The 15,300-nt window shown below is 67.8% G+C and carries 18 protein-coding genes; 10 read left to right on the top strand and 8 right to left on the bottom strand.

The features are described 5' to 3' along the window. Positions 1–18 precede the first annotated feature (18 nt). From AC5P5V_RS07230 to AC5P5V_RS07210, 5 genes are read left to right on the top strand one after another with little or no spacing between them, the layout of a single operon-like run. Positions 19–1,770 carry a bifunctional alpha/beta hydrolase/class I SAM-dependent methyltransferase gene (locus AC5P5V_RS07230; RefSeq protein WP_134968892.1) on the top strand — a complete coding sequence of 584 codons (1,752 nt, stop codon included), beginning with the start codon at positions 19–21 and terminating at the stop codon, positions 1,768–1,770. Beyond that, a complete protein-coding gene (locus AC5P5V_RS07225; RefSeq protein ID WP_134968893.1) occupies positions 1,770–3,098 on the top strand; it encodes a phosphatase PAP2/dual specificity phosphatase family protein in 1,329 nt (442 codons plus the stop codon). Before AC5P5V_RS07230 ends, AC5P5V_RS07225 begins: the two co-directional genes overlap by 1 nt. Next, entirely contained in the window at positions 3,095–3,532 is a 438-nt protein-coding gene (locus AC5P5V_RS07220; protein ID WP_095378195.1) for a hypothetical protein, read from the top strand. Before AC5P5V_RS07225 ends, AC5P5V_RS07220 begins: the two co-directional genes overlap by 4 nt. 13 nt (positions 3,533–3,545) lie before the next feature. Continuing rightward, positions 3,546–4,175, top strand: coding sequence for a lysophospholipid acyltransferase family protein (locus AC5P5V_RS07215; RefSeq protein ID WP_134968894.1), 630 nt, complete (start codon positions 3,546–3,548; stop codon positions 4,173–4,175). Continuing rightward, positions 4,172–5,167: a phosphatidate cytidylyltransferase gene (locus AC5P5V_RS07210; protein WP_061478167.1), complete on the top strand. Its 996-nt coding sequence runs from the start codon at positions 4,172–4,174 to the stop codon at positions 5,165–5,167. The genes AC5P5V_RS07215 and AC5P5V_RS07210 overlap by 4 nt, the downstream gene beginning before the upstream one ends. Before the next feature lie 95 nt (positions 5,168–5,262). Here the strand turns inward: AC5P5V_RS07210 and fis are convergent, their stop codons facing one another. From fis to prmA, 3 genes are all read right to left on the bottom strand, one after another. Beyond that, positions 5,263–5,538: a DNA-binding transcriptional regulator Fis gene (gene fis / locus AC5P5V_RS07205; protein WP_005419706.1), complete on the bottom strand. Its 276-nt coding sequence runs from the start codon at positions 5,536–5,538 to the stop codon at positions 5,263–5,265. 115 nt (positions 5,539–5,653) lie between these two features. After that, positions 5,654–6,421, bottom strand: coding sequence for a DUF3426 domain-containing protein (locus AC5P5V_RS07200; RefSeq protein ID WP_134968895.1), 768 nt, complete (start codon positions 6,419–6,421; stop codon positions 5,654–5,656). A 42-nt stretch (positions 6,422–6,463) separates the two neighbouring features. Further along, positions 6,464–7,384 carry a 50S ribosomal protein L11 methyltransferase gene (gene prmA, locus AC5P5V_RS07195; protein WP_061478211.1) on the bottom strand — a complete coding sequence of 307 codons (921 nt, stop codon included), beginning with the start codon at positions 7,382–7,384 and terminating at the stop codon, positions 6,464–6,466. 164 nt (positions 7,385–7,548) lie between these two features. Here prmA and AC5P5V_RS07190 point away from each other — a divergent pair, with 164 nt between their 5' ends. Together AC5P5V_RS07190 and AC5P5V_RS07185 are read left to right on the top strand one after the other, a co-directional pair. Beyond that, the gene (locus tag AC5P5V_RS07190; protein ID WP_231352349.1) at positions 7,549–8,514 is read left to right on the top strand and encodes a hypothetical protein; all 966 of its coding nucleotides are present in this window, start codon (positions 7,549–7,551) and stop codon (positions 8,512–8,514) included. Then, complete coding sequence (locus tag AC5P5V_RS07185; RefSeq protein WP_134969409.1) at positions 8,511–8,885, top strand: hypothetical protein; 375 nt, start codon at positions 8,511–8,513, stop codon at positions 8,883–8,885. Before AC5P5V_RS07190 ends, AC5P5V_RS07185 begins: the two co-directional genes overlap by 4 nt. A gap of 130 nt (positions 8,886–9,015) precedes the next feature. On the opposite strand, the gene accC is transcribed toward AC5P5V_RS07185, so the two are convergent. From accC to AC5P5V_RS07165, 4 genes are all read right to left on the bottom strand, one after another. After that, positions 9,016–10,383 (bottom strand): acetyl-CoA carboxylase biotin carboxylase subunit, encoded by a 1,368-nt coding sequence (gene accC, locus AC5P5V_RS07180; protein ID WP_049412937.1) that lies wholly within the window; start codon positions 10,381–10,383, stop codon positions 9,016–9,018. Positions 10,384–10,393: 10 nt separating this feature from the next. After that, a complete protein-coding gene (gene accB / locus AC5P5V_RS07175; protein WP_019660824.1) occupies positions 10,394–10,873 on the bottom strand; it encodes an acetyl-CoA carboxylase biotin carboxyl carrier protein in 480 nt (159 codons plus the stop codon). 59 nt (positions 10,874–10,932) lie between these two features. After that, positions 10,933–11,376, bottom strand: a complete 444-nt coding sequence (gene aroQ / locus AC5P5V_RS07170) for a type II 3-dehydroquinate dehydratase (RefSeq protein ID WP_065186305.1) — start codon at positions 11,374–11,376, stop codon at positions 10,933–10,935. Between the two features lie 291 nt (positions 11,377–11,667). Then, on the bottom strand, positions 11,668–12,396 hold the full coding sequence (locus AC5P5V_RS07165) for a DOPA 4,5-dioxygenase family protein (protein ID WP_231352348.1): 729 nt from the start codon (positions 12,394–12,396) through the stop codon (positions 11,668–11,670). A gap of 165 nt (positions 12,397–12,561) precedes the next feature. Here AC5P5V_RS07165 and AC5P5V_RS07160 point away from each other — a divergent pair, with 165 nt between their 5' ends. Further along, entirely contained in the window at positions 12,562–13,389 is an 828-nt protein-coding gene (locus AC5P5V_RS07160) for an isocitrate lyase/PEP mutase family protein (RefSeq protein ID WP_231352347.1), read from the top strand. Positions 13,390–13,422: 33 nt separating this feature from the next. Here the strand turns inward: AC5P5V_RS07160 and AC5P5V_RS07155 are convergent, their stop codons facing one another. Then, positions 13,423–13,956 (bottom strand): hypothetical protein, encoded by a 534-nt coding sequence (locus AC5P5V_RS07155; RefSeq protein WP_005419691.1) that lies wholly within the window; start codon positions 13,954–13,956, stop codon positions 13,423–13,425. 125 nt (positions 13,957–14,081) lie between these two features. On the opposite strand from AC5P5V_RS07155, the gene AC5P5V_RS07150 reads away from it, so the two are divergent. Continuing rightward, the gene (locus tag AC5P5V_RS07150; RefSeq protein WP_134969474.1) at positions 14,082–14,678 is read left to right on the top strand and encodes an NAD(P)H-dependent oxidoreductase; all 597 of its coding nucleotides are present in this window, start codon (positions 14,082–14,084) and stop codon (positions 14,676–14,678) included. Positions 14,679–14,694: 16 nt separating this feature from the next. Further along, positions 14,695–15,288 (top strand): TetR/AcrR family transcriptional regulator, encoded by a 594-nt coding sequence (locus AC5P5V_RS07145; RefSeq protein ID WP_065178823.1) that lies wholly within the window; start codon positions 14,695–14,697, stop codon positions 15,286–15,288. The last annotated feature ends 12 nt before the right edge of the window (positions 15,289–15,300 follow it).

Genomic DNA, 15,300 nt, shown 5'->3' with positions numbered 1-15,300 from the left:
AGACAATCAGGAGATTGCATGCGTCAGGCGCAGGAACGGGAATTCCACAGCTTCGACCAGGTACCGCTGTTCTACCGGTACTGGGCCGGCACCACCGCCACCCCGGCCACCCGGGCCATCGTGCTGCTGCACCGCGGGCACGAGCACTCCGGGCGTGTTACCCATCTGGTCGATGAGCTGGACCTGCCTGACACCGCCTTCTTCGCCTGGGATGCGCGCGGCAATGGCCGTTCGCCGGGCGCGCGTGGCGATGCACCGGGCTTTCCGGCGCTGGTGCGCGATCTGGACAGCTTCATCGCCCACATCGGCGCCGAGCATGGGATCGCGGTGGAAGACATCGTGGTGATCGCGCAGAGCGTGGGTGCCGTGGTCGCCGCCACCTGGGTGCACGACTACGCGCCACGTCTGCGCGCGCTGGTGATGGCCTCGCCGGCGTTCAAGGTGAAGCTGTACGTGCCGTTCGCACGCCCGGGCCTGGCCTTGATGCAGAAGCTGCGCGGCAACTTCTTCGTCAACAGTTACGTCAAGCCGCAATGGCTGACCCACGATCCGGCGCGGGTGGAAAGCTACCGCACCGATCCGCTGATCACCCGGCCAATCTCGGTGCGGGTGCTGCTGGGCCTGTACGAGGCGGCCGATCGCATCGTCGCCGATGCGCAGGCGATCAGCGTGCCGGTGCAGCTGCTGGTGTCCGGCTCGGACTTCGTCGTGCACCGTGGCCCGCAGGACCGCTTCTACGAGCGCCTGTCCAGCCCGATCAAGGAGCGCGTGCATCTGCCGGGCTTCTTCCACGACACGCTGGGCGAGCGTGATCGGGCACCGGCACTGGCGCGCATCCGCAGCTTCATCCAGGCGCGATTCGCCGAGCCGTTGCGCGAGTTGTCGCGCCGCGATGCGCACCGCCATGGGCCGACATTTGAAGAGTCTGAAATCCTGGCCTGGCCGCCCGAGCGCAACAGCCTGGCCGATCTTCGCTGGCGCGTGGTGCGCGGTGGCCTGCGCTTTGGCGGCAGACTGTCCGAAGGCATTGCACTGGGCCTGCAGACCGGTTTCGATTCGGGCAGCACGCTGGACTACATCTATCGCGACGAAGCACGTGGCAAAGGCCCGTTGGGTCGCCTGGTCGACCGCAACTACCTGGATGCGATCGGCTGGCGCGGCATCCGCATTCGCGGTCGGCACCTGCAGGAACTGCTGCGCGATGCCGCCCAGCGCCTGCGTGGGCAGGGCATGCCGGTGCGCGTGCTGGACGTGGCCGCTGGCCATGGCCGTTATGTACTGGAAGCGCTGGGCCAGGGCGAGCAACGCGCCGAGCGCATCGTGCTGCGCGACTTCAGCGGTCTGAACGTGACCCAGGGCCAGGCGTTGATCGAGCGCCTCGGTGCGTCCGACATCGCCCGTTTCGAGCAGGGCGATGCGTTCGATCCGGTGCAGCTGGCGCAGGTCGACCCGGCGCCGACACTGGCGGTGGTATCGGGGCTGTACGAACTGTTCCCCGACAACGACGCCGTGCTGCGCTCGCTGCAGGGCATCGCCGCAACGGTGCCGGTGGGTGGCTACCTGGCCTACACCGGCCAGCCCTGGCACCCGCAGCTGGAGTTCATCGCCCGCGCGCTGACCAGTCATCGTGGTGGCGCTGCGTGGGTGATGCGCCGCCGCACCCAGCAGGAAATGGATGAACTGGTGCGCCTGGCCGGGTTCGAGAAAGTGGCGCAGCGCATCGATGACTTCGGCATCTTCACTGTGTCGCTGGCACGCCGGACCGCGTGATGGCGACGCTGGCTGCAACTCCGCTTGCCACGGCGGGGCGCCCCTGGCGGCGCGCGCTGCTGTGGCTGGCCCTGCTGGGCCCGTTCTTCTTTGCCAGCTACGGCTTCGCCAACTGGATGGCCGGCCGCCACGCCGAACTGCCGGTGATGGCGTTCGGCTGGGAAACGCAGATTCCGTTCGTGCCATGGACGATCGTGCCGTACTGGTCGATCGACCTGTTCTACGCAATCTCGTTCTTCCTGTGCCGGCAGCGCCTCGAACTGGACCGGCACGCATTGCGGCTGTTCAGTGCACAGCTGATCGCGGTGACCTGTTTCCTGCTGTGGCCGCTGCGCTTCAGTTTCGAGCGGCCGGAGATCGGCGGCGTGTTCGGCTGGCTGTTCGATGTGCTGCTGGGTTTCGACAAGCCGTTCAACCAGGCGCCATCGCTGCACATCGTGCTGCTGATCGTGCTGTGGGTGAAGTTCGCGCAGTACCTGCACGGTGCCTGGCGCTGGGTCCTGCATGTGTGGGCGCTGCTGATCGGTGTCTCGGTGCTGACCACGTTCCAGCATCATTTCATCGACATCCCGACCGGCCTGCTGGCCGGCTGGCTGTGCGTGTGGTTGTGGCCGGAGCAGGGCACGCCACCGCTGCGGGCCTGGCGCATCGCGCGGCATGCCAAGCGGTGGCGATTGGCTGCGCTGTACCTGCTGGGGGCCGCTGTGCTGCTGGTGCCGGCGGTCCTGCTGCGGGGTACGGCGTTGTGGTTGCTGTGGCCGGTGGTGTCGCTGCTGCTGGTGGCGCTGGCCTATGCCGGTCTGGGTACGGCGGTGTTCCAGAAGCGCGCCGATGGTCGCTTGAGCATGGCGGCACGCTGGCTCCTGGCACCGTACCTGGGCGCCGCCTGGATCAACTCGCGGCTGTGGACACGGCATGCGCCGCAGCCGGTGCCGGTGCTGGACGGCGTGTGGCTGGGCCGGATTCCCTGCACGGTATTGCCGGCACCTTTGGTGGGCGTGGTCGATGCCTGCGCCGAGCTGTCCTGCCGCGCGCCGGGCGCGGCGTATGCCAGCGTGCCGATGCTGGATCTGGTGGTGCCCACGCCGCACCAGTTGCGCGAGGCGGCCGAGGCCATCGAACGGCTGCGGGTACAGGGGCCGCTGCTGGTGTGCTGCGCATTGGGTTACTCACGCAGTGCCGCCAGCGTGGCGACGTGGCTGCTGCGCACGGGCCGTGCCGCGGAAGTCGAGGCGGCGGTCGCCATCGTGCGTGCGGCACGCCCCGGCATCGTGCTGGGCCCGGAGCATCTGCAAGCCATCACCGCAGCGGCTGGAGGACGCGCATGAGTGCCGTTCCCGATCTGGCGACCATGCAGCTGCTGCTGCGCCAGGGACGCTGGCCCGCGCTGCTGTCACTGGGGCTGCTGCTGGTGGCGCTGCTGCTGCTGGGCATCGAACCGGGGCTGGCGATGATCGCCGCCGGGCTGTTGCTGCTCAGTGTGGGCGCTGGGCTCATGCAGGCCTACCATGCATGGCGGGTCGGGCTGGACGCGAGCCTGCTGCAGCTGTTGCGCGATGAAGGCCTGGACGGCGAAGCCGCTGCACGCCGTACCGACCAGCTGCTGCAGGACAGTGGCCTGCGCCGCACACCGGCCGATGCGCCGCTGCGCGGCTGGGACGTGCGTTGGGCCGGCATGCGCCGGCTGCTGCTGCGCCAGTACCTGCTGACAGCAGTGCAGGCCGCACTACTGGTGCTGGCCGTAGTGTGGCCGCAGACGTGAACGGGAGGGGCCGATGTTCGCCGAACTGATTGCACGCGCCTGCAGTGGCGCGATCCACGTGGTGACCGGCGCCCGTGCGCTGTGGATCGGCTGTGCGCCGTCCAGCGAGCGCCGCGTGTACTACGGCAACCACGCCAGCCATGGTGACTTCGTGCTGATCTGGTCGTCGATGCCGCCCGCGCTGCGGCGACAGGTACGCCCGGTGGCCGCCGCCGAATACTGGCAGCGCGACGGCCTGCGCCGCTACCTGATCGATGCGGTGTTGAACGGTGTACTGGTAGAGCGTGAGGCCGGGCATCGCCAGCAGGACCCGTTGCAGGTGCTGCGCGATGCGGTGGACGAAGAGTGCTCGCTGATCCTGTTCCCGGAAGGCACGCGCAATGTGGGCGATGAGCCGCTGCTGCCGTTCAAGAGCGGCATCTACCACCTGGCGCGGCAACGGCCGGAGCTGGAGTTCGTGCCGGTGTGGATCGACAACCTGAAGCGGGTGATGCCGAAGGGCCGGTTCCTGCCGCTGCCGCTGCTGTGCACGGCTACGTTCGGCACGCCGCTGCGGCTGCAGGCCGACGAGGACAAGGCCGCATTCCTGGCCCGCAGCCGGCAGGCGCTGCTGGACCTGGCGCCGAATGGAGGGCGCGCATGAGCTATCTGATGGACGTGTCCGGTGACCTGGCCGCGCGCAGCGTGGGCCAGCAGACCGGCCTGCTGTTTGCCGGCGTCGGCGCGGTGCTGGTGCTGGCCACGCTGGTGGCCGAGACCCTGCGCTGGCGGCAGCGTGGGCAGCCCAGTGCGGTGATCGCCAACCTGGTGTCGCGCATCCGCGCCTGGTGGGTGATGGCGATCGTGGTCGGGCTGGCGCTGTTCTTCGGTCGCGCCGGGGTGATCGTACTGTTTGCGATCATCTCGCTGTTCGCGCTGCGCGAGTTCATCACTCTGGCACCGACCCGCTCGGGTGACTACTACGCGCTGCTGGCCGCGTTCTACATCGTGCTGCCGTGGCAGTACTACCTGGTGTGGATCGACTGGTACGGCATGTACACGCTGCTGATCCCGGTCTATGCGTTCCTGTTCCTGCCGATCCTGTCCACCATCGGTGGTGACACCACGCACTACCTGGAGCGGACGGCGAAGGTGCAGTGGGGGCTGATGATCTGCGTGTTCTGCATCTCGCATGTGCCGCTGCTGCTCAACCTGCATGTGCCCGGGCATGACCCGGCGCGCAACGTGCTGCTGTTTGCCTTCCTGGTGATCGTGGTGCAGTCCTCGGATGTGCTGCAGTACATCTGGGGCAAGCTGCTGGGCCGGCACCTGATCGCCCCGAAGCTGTCGCCGTCGAAGACGGTGGAGGGCTTCGTGGGCGGCGTGCTGAGTGCCAGCGCGCTGGGAGCGGCGCTGTGGTGGATCACCCCGTTCACGCCGCTGCAGGCGTTCGGCCTGTCGCTGCTGATCAACCTGATGGGGTTCTGGGGCGGCCTGGTGATGTCGGCGATCAAGCGCGACCGTGGCATCAAGGACTGGGGCCACATGATCGAGGGCCATGGCGGCATGCTCGACCGGCTGGATTCGGTGTGCTTCGCCGCGCCCGTGTTCTTCCATGTGGTGAGGTACTACTGGAAGGCGGGCGGAGGCGGCTGATTCTGCCGGGCTTCGATCCACGCATGGCGTGGATCTACCGGTCCTGCCATCGTTCATGGGGTTGCCGGCCAGCGGCCGGCACTACCCACGCGCGCTTACGCGCTGATGCCGTATTCCTTCAGCTTCTTGCGCAGGGTGGCGCGGTGGATGCCCAGCATCGCTGCGGCGCGGCTCTGGTTGCCTTCGCAGTGGTTGAGCACTTCCACGAACAGCGGGATTTCCATCTCACGCAGCACGATCTCGTAGACATCGTCCGCGTCGCAGCCATCAAGGTCACGCAGGTAGCGGCGCACGGACTGGGCGACGTGTTCACGCAGCGGTGGCCGGGGAGCGCCACGACTGTTGTCAGGACGAGAGAGGACAGCGTTCAAGGGGGTTCCCGATTCGGTTGGCCCGTGCGCGCGGAGCGCGCGGCCGGACGAGGTGGTGGCGGCCAGTCTAGCGCGAGCGTGCCCGACCTGCCACGGCTGGTCGCCTCTATCCTGCTCAGAGGAAGTCGAAGGTGAATGCGACGGTGGATGCGGCGGGTTCCTGCACGCGGAACGCAATGCGTGCACTCTGGCCCGGTTCCAGCACGGCCGCGCCGGGGTTCTCGCCGAGGTACTGCGCCGGTACGAACACGCCGCTGCCGATCACCCGGCCATCGGCATCGGACAGCGACAGGCGCAGATCCGGCCAGGCCTGTGCCCAGCGTGCATCGTTGCGGATGCTGGCCTGCACCTGCAGTACGCCGGCCTGGCCTGGCAGGGGGCGGATCTCGCGGCTGGTCATGGTGAACGCGGTGGGTTCATGCCAGGCCGGCAGGCTGCAGCGCAATACGCCGCACAGTGCGCCCAGCCAGGCGCGGTTGCCGGCGTCGGCGGCCAGTCGCGCACGATCGGCCAGCACGCTCTGCAGGACCAGCAGCAGTGCCAGTCCGGCGACCAGCCCCCAGTGCCAGCGTGGCGTCGGCAGTGCGCGTGGCCGCGAGGTGCCCAGGAAACTGGGTGCATCCCCAGCCACGGCCTGCGGGGCCGGAACGGCAAGGACGGGTTCGATCAGGGCCGCTTCGTCGAGGTTGACGATGTCATCGCTCTGTCGCGTTTCCGCCATCGGTGGCAGCGCCGCTTCGAGGGGGGCGCGGGCTTGGGCTGGCGGGATGTCCTGCATCGCCGGGTCGGGCGTGCGTGAATCGGTCGCAGGTGCAGCCTCGCCTTCCGACGCGGGGCGCAGGAAGGTGGCCAAGGGGCGGCGCGGCGGGTTCGGCTCGGACATGCTCAGGGTGCGGGCTCGGATCCAGCGGTCATTCAATCACGATCAGGCGCGGCGTACGCCGGTGATGCGCATCCAGTCGCCATCCTGGGTCGCCTGCAGGTCGTCGAACCACGCGGCGTAGCGCTGCAGCAGTTCGCCTTCCTGGCCATGCAGGATGCCGGACAGGGCGATGCGGCCGCCGGCAGCGACGCGCGCGGCCAGCAGCTCGGCCAACGCGTCCAGTGCCGAGGCAAGGATGTTGGCGACCACGATAGGGTAGGTGGCGACCGGTTCGTCCTGCGGCAGGTACACGTGCATGCGCGCCTGCTCGCCGTTGCGCTCGGCATTGTCGGCGGTGGCGACCAGCGCCTGTGGATCGTTGTCCACGCCGACCGCTTCGGCGGCACCCAGCTTCAGCGCGGCCAGGGCGAGGATGCCCGAGCCGCAGCCGAAGTCGAGCACGCGCTGGCCCTGCAACTGGCCGTCCACGGCCAGCTGGTCCAGCCAGCGCAGGCACAGGGCGGTGGTCGGGTGGGTGCCCGAGCCGAAGGCCAGGCCCGGGTCCAGCCGCACCACGGCGGCATCGGCGGCCTGCGCGGCGTCCGGCAGTTCATGGTTCCACGGCACGATCCAGGTACGGCTGCCGAAATCCATCGGCTGGAACTGGTCCAGCCAGGCGCGTTCCCAGTCTTCATCCTCGACGGCGCGGAAACTGCCGTTGCTCCAGTCCAGTTCCGGATCGAACGATTCCAGCGCGGCCAGCAGCAAAAGCGCATTGCTGTCGGCGGGGAACAGTGCGCTCAGCACCAGGGTGTCCCACAGCGGCGTTTCACCCACGCCGGGTTCGAGGATGGCCTGTTCGTTGCTGGTGTCGGCTTCGGCATCGAGCAGGGTCACGGCCAGTGCGCCGACGTCCTCCAGTGCATTTTCATAGCGGGGCTGGGTGGCTTCGGTGCAGCGCAGGGTCAGTTCCAGGAACGGCATGGCGGTGGGGGCAATCACGGGAAAGGGGGCCATGCTAGACCATCGGAGCGTCTCCGTATCGCGTGAGATGCCACCATGAGATGAACGGGGGCAGTTCAGACAGGCCTGCCGGGCCTTGCTAAACTCGGCACTTTCCTGTGCGCCGTGAACGCTCACCGCCGCCGATGGCTTTCGCCCCGACCCTGAAAACCTGGTTGCTCGTGCTGCCGGCGGTGGCCGTGCTGGGCGTGGCCGGGTACCGGGCCAGCGGCCATGCGACGGGCGTGGCACCACCGTCGCCGGACCTGCCGACCGTCGTGGCCAGCCGCGACAGCGGAGCGGCGTTGCCGGTGGTGCCGGAAGCCCTGGCGCGCCGGCTGGCCACCGTCGAGCGCGGCAACACGCTGCCGTCGGGCCTGCCGCTGGACCTCCGCGCCGACATCGAAGACGCCAGCGATCTGTACGCCTACGCCCAGCGACTGCGCGTGCAGGCCGATACAGGTAACCATGAAGCGCGCTGGATGCTCAGCCGCGTGTATGACTATTGCGCGCAGTACGCACTCGATCCGGGTGGCTACCGCTTGGACAACAACGTGTTGAGCGGGTTGGGCCTGACCGTGGCGCCGGCGATGATCGAGGCCCGCGAGCGCGTGGCGCAGCGGTGTGGCGGCTTCGTTCCGGGCGACAAGCTGGGCGCTGCGCTGGTGCTGGCCGAACGCCGCAAGGCGGCCGCGCAGGGCAACCTCGCCGCAGAAGCATCGTTGTTCGCCGAGGGTGAGCCGTTGCATGACAGTGCCGAGTACCGCCGCGACCTGGTCGAGCGCGTGCGCACTTCGCGTGACCCGGAGGCCTATATGGCGATCGCGCCGGGCATGGGCGTGCGTGCCGCCGGTGACAGCGCACTCGACGGCCTGGTGGCGGGCGAACAGCTCAGTGAGCTTGCATGGCGGCTTGCGGCCTGCGAACTCGGTCTACCGTGTGGAGCGGACAGCGTGCTGGTCAACAGTTTTTGTGCGAACGGAGGGATCTGTTCGCAGGATGGAGCGCAGGATTTCCGGGATTTCGTGTATGACGCTGCGGTATCGCGGCAAGGTGCTGGGAAAATGAAGGAATGGATCAAGCGATTGATTGGAAAGAGGGACGGGCGATGAATTACCGTCGATTCCTGCATGGGGTCAAGTTCTGGTTCTGGGTGGTGCTGTTCGTGGCCTACTCTGCCGGTGCGGTCGGCCTGCTGATGATCGATACCTACGAGGATCGGTACCGGCATCTGTCGAAGGTGGAACTGACCACGGTGAAGGCGCAGGAAGACGTGCGCCGCGCCGGCGCCAGCCAGGTCGCTGCGGTCTATCGCGCGCAGACGGGCATGCCGTTCGCTTCACTGCCGGCTGGCAGCACCTTCCAGGTAGTGTGGCCGGATGGCTCGACCGAGACCATGGTGATCGTCGATCCGACCTCGCCCAATGGCGTGCGGCCGCTGGCCAATTCGCAGATTCCGGCCGACGTGGCCGACAAGCGCTGATGCGCCGGCTGTAGAGCCGAGCCCACGCTCGGCTGAGCTTTCCAGCAAGCCGAGCATGGGCTCGGCTCTACAGCAACAAAAAAAGGGCGGGGATATCCCCGCCCTTTCCATGTCCAGCATCGGGTGACGATCAGGTCAGCGCGATCGGCTTGTTCTTGCGCTCGGCAAGGCGCTTTTCCAGGTAGTGGATGTTCTGTCCACCGGCCTGGAAGCCCTTGTCGCGCATGATCCGCTGCTGCAGGGCGATGTTGGTCTTGATGCCATCGACCACCATCTCGCTCAGCGCCACCCGCATGCGGGCGATGGCGGTTTCGCGGTCCGGGCCGTGCACGATCAGCTTGCCGATCATCGAGTCGTAGTTGGACGGCACGCGATAGCCACTGTAGATGTGGGTATCCACGCGCACGCCGGGGCCGCCCGGCGGATGGAAGCCGGTGATGGTGCCCGGGCTCGGCACGAAGGTCTCAGCATCTTCGGCGTTGATGCGGCACTCGATGGCATGGCCGGTCAGTACCACGTCACTCTGCTTGATCGACAGCTTCTGGCCAGCGGCGATCTTCAGCTGCTCGGCCACCAGGTCGATGCCGGTGACCATTTCGGTGACCGGATGTTCCACCTGGATGCGGGTGTTCATTTCGATGAAGTAGAAGCGGCCGTCCTCGTACAGGAACTCGAACGTGCCCGCGCCACGGTAGCCGATGCGGATGCAGGCTTCGGTGCATACCTTGCCGATCTGCTCGCGCTGTTCGGCGGTGATGCCCGGTGCCGGTGCTTCTTCCACCACCTTCTGGTGGCGGCGCTGCATCGAGCAGTCGCGTTCGCCGAGGTGGATGGCGTTGCCCTGGCCGTCGGCCAGCACCTGGATCTCCACGTGGCGCGGGTTCTCCAGGAACTTCTCCATGTAGACCTCGCCATTGCCGAACGCGGCCTTGGCCTCGCTCTTGGTGGTTTCGATCGAGGTCTTGAGCGAGGCTTCGGCGTGCACGACGCGCATGCCACGGCCACCGCCACCGCCGGCCGCCTTGATGATGACCGGATAACCGATCTCACGGGCGATCTTGGTGTTGGCGACGATGTCCTCGCCCAGCGGGCCGCCCGAGCCGGGCACGCACGGCACGCCGGCGGCCTTCATCGCGCGGATGGCTTCGACCTTGTCACCCATCATGCGGATGGTGTCAGCCTTGGGGCCGATGAAGATGAAGCCCGACTCTTCCACGCGCTCGGCGAAGTCGGCGTTCTCCGACAGGAAGCCGTAGCCCGGGTGGATGGCCTGGGCGTCGGTGACTTCAGCGGCGGCGATCAGTGCCGGGATGTTGAGGTAGCTCTGCGGCGACGGCGCCGGACCGATGCAGACCGACTCGTCGGCCATGGCCACGTGCTTGAGGTTGCGGTCGACCGTGGAATGCACGGCCACCGTGCGGATGCCGAGGGTGTGGCACGCGCGCAGGATGCGCAGCGCGATCTCCCCTCGGTTGGCGATGACGACTTTGTCGAGCATGGCGCGCCCCTCAGCCGATCACGAACAGCGGCTGGTCGAACTCCACCGGCTGGCCGTTCTCGCCGAGGATGGCGACGATGGTGCCGGACGTGTCGGCTTCGATCGGATTGAACATCTTCATCGCTTCGATGATGGCCAGGGTTTCGCCTTCCTTAACCTGCTGGCCCACGGTGACGAAGGCCGGCTTGTCCGGGGCGGACGAGGCATAGAACGTGCCGACCATCGGCGAGCGCAGCACATGGCCTTCCGGCAGCGCCGGGCCCGGCTTGGCGGTGCCGCCGGTGGACGCTTCGGTCGGCGACTGCATCGGCATCGCCTGCGCCGCCGGCGCCGCCGGGGCGGCGTACACCGGAGCTGCGACCGGCGCGGCATAACCAGCGACCGGAGCGCGCGACAGGCGCACCGACTCTTCGCCTTCCTTGATTTCGATTTCAGCCAGGTTCGACTCTTCCAGCAGGTCGATCAGCTTCTTGATTTTGCGCAGATCCATGAGGGCCTCTTTGGTTTCTATCTAGGTGAGGAGAGCGCCGTGGGCGCCCGGGTCGACAATCAGGTGGCGGATACGCGCAGCAGCGCCGCGTCCATCGCGTAGCGGTAGCTGTCGGCACCGAAGCCGCACACCACGCCCACCGCCTTGTCGCTGAAGTAGCTGTGCTGGCGGAACGGTTCGCGGGTATGCGGGTTGGACAGGTGGATCTCGATGAACGGCACCGCCACCGCTGCCAGCGCATCGCGCAGGGCCACCGAGGTGTGGGTGAAGGCGGCGGGGTTGATCAGGATGAAAGCGGTTCCGTCGTTGCGCGCAGCCTGCACGCGGTCGACCAGCACATGCTCGGCGTTGGACTGCAGGCTCTCCACGGCGTGCCCGGCAGCGGATGCCTGCGCGGCCAGGGCCTGGTCGATGTCGGCCAGCGTGGTGTGGCCGTACACCTCCGGCTCGCGGGTGCCGAGCAGGTTGAGGTTGGGGCCGTGCAGGACCAGCAGCTTCGCCATGGGATCCGGAAGACGGGAAAGGGCGGCAGTCTGGCGGAACCGGCGGATGCTGTCCAGTTCGGCGAAGTTTGCAGCGTTTCAATCGTACGTTTGAAATTCGCCGCAAGGCTTGTCGCCGTACGGCGGGCGCTGGATCAAGGCGCGCTGAACGGCGTGCTTGCGGTGGATGCGAGCACGTAGGCCGACGATCACGCCCGGGCCGCTCATCGGCACAGCCACACCTGTGTGGATGAGGAGGCGTAGGGCGCAGCCGCTGTGCCCTTACCTGGGAGTTGCCTTTCTGCTGATCGCTCAGGTCTCCAACGATACCGTCGGCACCACGTTCGGGAATACCTCCTCCAACGGCTCCTGTTCCCCCGGTTGCGGCGCCGGCCAGTTGTAGGCGTTCACCGGCTGCGCGCGGTTCACCCACAACGCGTAGTACAGGTGATCGGCGCGGCCATCGCCGGTATTGGGGTGGATCAGGATGGTCAGGCCCAGGCTGTTGAGCTGCAGCCAGGGCACCAGCACCGGCAGCAGGTCGTTGGTGAAGCCGAAGTAGAAAGAGGGGGTGACGTGCGGGCCACGCGGCTCCAGGTTCCAGTTGCCCAGCTCCACCGGGAAGCGCTCGGCGGCCCAGCGCCGCAGCAGGGCTGCCTTCTCGAAGCTGTCCTCATCGAAATAGATATGGGCGTGGTAGCTCTTGATGTCGGTGTAGGCGCGCGGGGCGGTGGGCAACGTGGCCTCGCCGGGGCGCACGCTGACCGGGCGCGGGGTCGGTTCGCTGGCCGTGGCCTGGCCCCAGGGGCTGCGGCCCTTGGACGCTGGCGGAACGATGGCGCGGAAGCCGGGTCGCCCGGGCTCGGTGGTGTTCACGGCGCTGCCGACGCGCGCGGCGGCGGTGGCGGTGGACGCGCTGGCCAGGCCGCCGGCTGCCAGGCCGGCCGACGCGATCAGGCGCCGGCGGGCGGGCGAAAGCAGGTCGGCCCAGTGGGCGTCATCGTCGCCCGCGTCGATGAGGGGCTGCGGGTCCGGGTGCATGAGGGGCTCCGTGGCGGCATTGTGGGGGCAGGCGTTCACGCTCGGGCACGGCTGCCGGTGGCGTCCAATAAGCAGCCGGCATCACTTCATGCACGGCTGCCTTCGTCGCCTTGAGCGCGACCGAACGGCGGGCTAGGGTGCAGGTCTGCCGCCCCGGAGCCCGCCATGGCCTCGCCTGATGCCGACACCCTGCGCAAGCGCGCCAGCTTCCGCCAGTTGCATGCAGCGGGATGCTTCGTGCTGCCCAATCCGTGGGACGTCGGCAGTGCGCGCTATCTGCAACGGCAGGGCTTCCAGGCCTTGGCCACGACCAGTGCCGGCTGCGCCTGGAGTGAGGGGCGGCCGGACGGCGCGGTATCGCTGCAGGCCACGCTGGAGCACCTGCGACTGATGGCGGCGGCGACTCCGTTGCCATTGAATGCCGACTTCGGTGATGGTTTCGGCGCTACGCCACAGGCGGTGGAGGAGGCGGTGGCCGCGGCGCTCGATACCGGCATTGCGGCGTTGTCGATCGAGGACGCCAGCGGCCTGGCCGATGCACCACTGAGGCCCATCGAGCAGGCGGTCGAGCGACTGCGCGCGGCGCGTGCGGCCATCGACCGCGCGGGCGGCGACGTGCTGCTGGTCGGGCGAGCGGAGAACTTCTTCGTGGGCGTACCGGATCTGCAGGATACCCTGCGGCGCCTGCGTGCCTACGCCGAGGCCGGAGCCGATGTGCTGTACGCACCGGGCATCAGTACGCGCAAGCAGATCAGTGCGGTGGTCGCCGCCGCGGGCTCCAAGCCGGTGAACCTGCTGGTCGCTGGCCCCACAGCACTGAGCCTGCAGGACATCGCCGCACTTGGCGTTCGCCGGGTCAGCCTGGGCGGTGCGCTGGCGCGTGCCGCGTGGGGTGGACTGATGCAGGCGACCCAGCCGATCGTGCAGGACGGACGCTTCGATGGTCTGCAGCAGGCGGCGCCCGGGGCTGCCTTGAACGCGTTGTTCCAGTAGCCCCGCGCCCTGCATGGCGGGAAGGGCCGGCGACTACAACGCCTCGATCTCCCGCTTGGGCAGGATCACGCCGGGTTCCAGCGCTGGCAGCAGTTGGCGAAGCAGGCGCGGATTGTCCTGCAGCCCCGTGCCGTCCAGATACGTCCAGCCGGAACCGCCAATGCGGCGCACGGCCACCATGAACGTGGTGCTGCGCATCGGGGTTTCACGCACCCGCACCAGGGATTGGCGTGGCACGAAGCAGACTTCTTCCTCCCCGGCCGCATAGGTCCGGGTCGGCACACCGACGTCCTCGCTGATGACCACCACGCCGCCGCTGTGCTGCTTCTTCAACGCATCGCGGGTGATCGCCTGGAAGGCCTCATCGCCGCCGGCCAGCCGCTTGAGGCTGGGATGCGTGCGCTCGATGAGGAAGTCCGCATCCCCGCGGGCGTAGGCAGTCATCAGGGCGCGCACATCTTCGCGCAGGGCCTTCGCGTCACTGGGACTGAGTTCACCCGCGAAGGCGGATGGCAGCAACAGCGACAGCAGCAGCGTCAGTATCGTCAGGGGCAGGCGTCGATCCATGTCCGGATGTCCCACAGGGCATCGCTGCACTATACGTTGGACGCGAAAACAGCGTCCCACCGGTGGCGCTGGTTTCCCCGGAATCGTTACTTACCATTGGTAAGTAACGATTCCTGGAGATCCCCATGCACAGCCTCATTGTCATCGCCCACCCTGAGCCCGGTTCGCTGACCCACGCGATGGCGCGTCGCATCGGTGATGCCATTGCCGCGGCCGACACCGGCAACACCGTGGCCTATGCCGACCTGATGGCCGAAGGCTTCGATCCGCGCTTCAACCCGCAGGACCAGGCGTTGTTCCGCAGCACCGGCGCGGTACCCGCCGATGTCGCTGCCGAGCACGCGCGGCTGGATGCCACCGATACGCTGGTGCTGGTGTTCCCGTTGTACTGGTGGTCGTTCCCGGCGCTGCTGAAAGGCTGGATCGACCGTGTGTTCACCAACGACTGGGCCTACGCACAGGATGCGCAGGGCAGGCTGGTGAAGAAGCTGCAGCGCCTGAATGTGCATCTGGTCGGCTTGGGCGGCGCCGACGCAGCCATGGTCGAACGTCGTGGCTACGACGCGGCAATGAGGACGCAGATCGACATGGGCATCTTCGACTATTGCGGCGCACGCGTGCTGTCGTCCCACCTGCTGTTGGACGCCGATACCGGTGCCGCTCAAGCGCATCTGCAGACCGCGCTGACGATCGGCCGTAAAATCGGTGTTCCGATGCGCTGATCGCCGTGCTCCGCCGATGCCCGCCAACGCCACCCCCACGCGCCGCCGAATGACCCGGGAGCAACGCACCCGCCAGTTGCTGGATGTGGCCTGGGCACTGGTCCGCGAAGAAGGTACCGGCGCGTTGACGCTGGGGCGGCTGGCCGAAGCGGCGGGCGTGACCAAGCCTGTGGCCTATGATCACTTCGTGACCCGCAATGGCTTGCTGGCGGCGCTCTACGATGACTATGACGGACGCCAGACCGTGGTCTTCCACGAGCGCATCGGTCGCGCCCGGGCGCAACTGGTCGATCGGGCGGCGGCCATCGCCTCCGGCTACATCGACTGCGTCCTCAGCCAGGGCAGTGAAGTGCAAGGCATCCTCGCCGCGCTGGTGGGGGCGCCGGAACTGCATGAGGTGCGGCGGCGCTACCAGCAGGATTTCATCGACAACTGCCAGGTCTGGCTGGGCCCGTTCGCCGCCGACGGCACGGTGTCGCTGGCCGGGCGCTGGGCCATTCTCGGTGCGGCTGAAGCCCTTTCAGAGGGCGTGGCTGCCGGCGCGCTGGACAAGGCCGGTGCCGTGGCCGAGCTGCAGCGGCTGATCGTGGCGACGGTCAAGCGGCGCTGAGCCGCACGAGCG

Source organism: Stenotrophomonas sp. YJH_SMC_130 (genome assembly GCF_059369035.1).
This window is presented reverse-complemented; position numbering and strand designations above follow the sequence as displayed.